This window comes from Methanobrevibacter sp. (assembly GCF_045116495.1).
Taxonomy (GTDB): Archaea; Methanobacteriota; Methanobacteria; order Methanobacteriales; family Methanobacteriaceae; genus Methanocatella.
In genome coordinates this window covers 1-3,560 of sequence record NZ_JBGULU010000113.1, presented here as the reverse complement: position 1 = coordinate 3,560, position 3,560 = coordinate 1, and the positions used below count along the sequence as shown (strand labels likewise).

The 3,560-nt window shown below is 31.7% G+C and carries 6 protein-coding genes and 1 pseudogene; all 7 read left to right on the top strand.

From position 1 onward, the window contains the following. Window positions 1–193, top strand: a pseudogene (locus ACJMLH_RS06225) (twitching motility protein PilT); the annotation flags it as partial. 37 nt (window positions 194–230) lie between these two features. Then, window positions 231–815, top strand: a complete 585-nt coding sequence (locus tag ACJMLH_RS06220) for a DNA-directed RNA polymerase (RefSeq protein ID WP_405275802.1) — start codon at window positions 231–233, stop codon at window positions 813–815. After that, complete coding sequence (gene spt4 / locus ACJMLH_RS06215; protein ID WP_405275800.1) at window positions 812–988, top strand: transcription elongation factor subunit Spt4; 177 nt, start codon at window positions 812–814, stop codon at window positions 986–988. Before ACJMLH_RS06220 ends, spt4 begins: the two co-directional genes overlap by 4 nt. 10 nt (window positions 989–998) lie before the next feature. After that, entirely contained in the window at window positions 999–1,508 is a 510-nt protein-coding gene (locus ACJMLH_RS06210; protein WP_405275798.1) for a GTP-dependent dephospho-CoA kinase family protein, read from the top strand. A 19-nt stretch (window positions 1,509–1,527) separates the two neighbouring features. Further along, window positions 1,528–1,842, top strand: coding sequence for a 30S ribosomal protein S24e (locus ACJMLH_RS06205; RefSeq protein WP_405275796.1), 315 nt, complete (start codon window positions 1,528–1,530; stop codon window positions 1,840–1,842). Between the two features lie 9 nt (window positions 1,843–1,851). Continuing rightward, complete coding sequence (locus ACJMLH_RS06200; RefSeq protein WP_292784086.1) at window positions 1,852–2,004, top strand: 30S ribosomal protein S27ae; 153 nt, start codon at window positions 1,852–1,854, stop codon at window positions 2,002–2,004. Between the two features lie 76 nt (window positions 2,005–2,080). After that, window positions 2,081–3,502, top strand: coding sequence for an argininosuccinate lyase (argH, locus tag ACJMLH_RS06195; RefSeq protein WP_405275794.1), 1,422 nt, complete (start codon window positions 2,081–2,083; stop codon window positions 3,500–3,502). Window positions 3,503–3,560 lie beyond the last annotated feature (58 nt).

Here is a 3,560-nt window from a genome sequence, read left to right as displayed (position 1 = left end):
AGCTAATTCTTCAAAAATTGAAATAAAGGATATTTCATTATTAGAAAATGAAACTGTGGATGATGCGTTACTTAGAGTTTCAGAAGTATTAGCTACAAATGATATTGAATTAAAAAAACGTGCAAAAGATAAAGGAATTACTGTTGCTTATTTAAGGCAAAAAAAATATATTGCTGTTGAAGGTAAAATATAATATTAATTAAACTTATTAATTAAAATGAGGGATTACTTTGTATTATAAAACAAAAATTGAGGACACTGTAAGAATTCCACCTTACAGATTCGATGATCCTCTTGAAGAAGTCGCTATTCAAACTTTAAACGAAATTTATGAAGGCCGTTTAGATAAAAAACTCGGTTTACTTATCTGCGTTAATGAAATTGATGAAATTAGCGAAGGTAGGCTCATAATGGGTGACGGAGCTTCATATCATAATGTTGTTTTTGAAGCTATTTTCTTTAAACCTGAACAACATGAAATATTTGATGGTGAAGTAATCGATATTGTTGATTACGGTGCTTTTGTAAGAATTGGACCTATGGACGGTTTAATACATGTTTCTCAAGTAACTGATGATTATATTAGTTATGATGCTAAAAGAGGAGCATTACTCGCAAAAGAATCAAATAAAACTTTGGATGAAGGTGACTTAGTCAGAGCTAGAGCAGTTAGCGTATCTATTAAAGACGAATCTACCAACAACATTGAAAATAATAGGAATTCCAAAATTCCTCTCACAATGAGACAAACCAATTTAGGTAGATTTGAATGGATTCAAGAAGCTAAAGAAAAAAGTAGGAAGGCAAAACAATGAAAGCATGTACTGTTTGTAAAATGATTTCAAATAAAGATCAATGTCCTAATTGCGGAAGTCCTACTTCTGATAATTGGAGCGGTCTTTTAATTATAACTGATCCTGAAGAATCTGAATTAGCTCGTGAATTAAATATAACAATTCCAGGCGAATACTGTTTAAGGGTAAGATAGAGGGTTTTTTGTGTTAAGGTTAGATGCAGAATTAAATAAAGATATAATAATTGAACTTAAAAAGCCGTTAGGTAAGTTATATCCTGACTTTGAAGATGCGATTGATGAGATTAAGTCTTCCGAGTTTTTAATTTCTGTTGGTGATGAAACTTTCAAAAATCTTACTGAACATGAATTATATCCGAATGTTGGTATAATTGATAATCTAATTCAAAGAAAAAATCATACTCATGATGTTATACATGCAAACCATATTTTAAAGGCTGATAATCCTGCTGGATATATCACAGATGATCTATGGGAAACCATAGGCCAGGCTCTTGAATTATCTAACAGTGGCGAATGTTATGTAATTGAAGTAGCGGGGGAAGAAGATCTTGCAGTTCTTCCTTGCATCATCATGGCAAATCCAGAAACTACAATTTTATACGGACAACCAAATGAAGGGTTAGTGCTTTTAAAAGTTTTGGATGTTAAAAATAAAGCTCAAAGGCTTATTGATGGATTTATTAAAGAATAAATTGAATTGAGGTCTTATAATGGAAATTGAATTTATTGAAGAAAAAGAAAACAAATTGTTTAACAGAAAAGAAATTAAATTTTATGTTGATTATGATGGAGAACCAACTCCTAAACTTTTAGATATCAAATCTAAATTAGTTGCTTTATTAAATACTCAAAAAGATTTAATCGTAGTCGACAATGTACAACCACACTACGGCGAACCTAAAGCAAAAGGTTACGCTAAAGTCTATGATACTGTTGATGATTTAAAATATATTGAAGCTGAACATATTATAGCTAAAAATACAGAACCTGAAGAAGAACCTGCTGAAGAAGAAGCAGAAGAATAGGTGATTAATATGGTAAGAAAATCAGATCTTTACAAAGTAGATGGCGACAAAATTGAAAGAAAAAACCCAATTTGTCCTCGTTGTGGTGAAGGTGTATTCATGGCTGACCATGGTGACAGATTCGCTTGTGGTAAATGTGGATACACCGAAATGAAAAAATAAGATTTTTTAAATCTTTATTTCTTTTTTTATACTTTATTTTTTTTAATTTTTAATCATATTTTAAGAAGGGATTTTCTTGGATAATATTAGAAATGGTCGTTTTAAGACTGGTATGACTGATGAAGCAGCTGAATATACTTCATCATTTGATGCAGATAAAGTTCTTTTTGAAGCTGATATTAAAACTAATTTTGCCCATACTTCAATGTTAAAGCATGAGGGCATTGTTGATAAAGAAATTGCTGATAAAATTTTATGCGCTCTTGATAATCTTAAAGAAGAAGGTTTCGATGCATTGGTATTCGATGCTTCTGTTGAAGATGTGCACATGGCTATTGAAAACTATGTTACTTCTAAAATTGGTCCTGAAGCGGGTTATATGCATACTGCCAAATCACGTAATGATCAAGTTGCATGTGATGTAAGATTAGTTTTAAGGGAAATGATTGAAGAAATTCAAATTGGTATTCTGGAATTTATTGAAGGTCTTGTTGAAATGGCTGGAGAACATCTTGAAGATATTTTCATAGGTTTCACTCATTTGCAACATGCTCAACCAATTACCATAGCCCATCATTTGATGGCTCATGTTCAAGCACTCAAAAGGGATTATGAACGTTTAGCAGATACATATAAACGTGTTAATTTAAATCCATTGGGGTCAGCGGCTATGGCTACAACTAGTTTTCCAATTAATAGGCAATTAACCACTGATTTGCTTGGTTTTGATGCTTATTTGGAGAATTCTATGGATGGTGTTTCTGCAAGAGATTTTATTAGTGAAACTGTTTTTGATTTAGTTTCTCTATCTTCAACTTTGGCTAAAATCTGTGAGGAATTAGTTTTGTGGAGCACTTATGAATTTGGTGTTATTGAGATGGCTGATGAATATTCGTCAACTTCTTCTATTATGCCCCAAAAGAAAAATCCTGATGTGGCGGAACTTGCAAGGGGTAAAACCAGTATCGCTACAGGTGAATTGATTACTATTTTAACTATTCTAAAAGCTATTCCATATACTTACAATAGGGATTTGCAGGAAATTACTCCTCACTTGTGGAATTCAGTTAAAGTAACTAAAGAAACTTTATCTATTGTTACAAAAATGATGTTGTCTGTTGAATTTAAAGTAGATAGGTGTGCAGAATTGGCTGGTAAAAACTTTGCAACTGCAACAGATTTGGCGGACATCATGGTTCGTGAAAAACATATTCCATTCAGAACAGCCCATAAAATAGTTGGAAGAATTGTTAATGAAGCTACTGCTAATGAAATGGCTGAAGAGGATATTACATCTAAATTCATTGATGATATAGCTTTGGATTTAGGATTTGATAAATTGGAGTTATCTGATGAGTTAATTCAAAGGGCATTAAACCCTGCTGAAAATGTTAAAATCAGAGCTATTCCTGGTGGTCCTGCTCCTGAGATGGTTGAATTGGCCAGAGATAATATTAAAGATTTTTTGAATATTGAATTTGAAAAACATGGGATTTAAAAATTAATCTCCATTTTTACTTTTTTTTTAAATATTTTTATATCACTTAAAACAATAT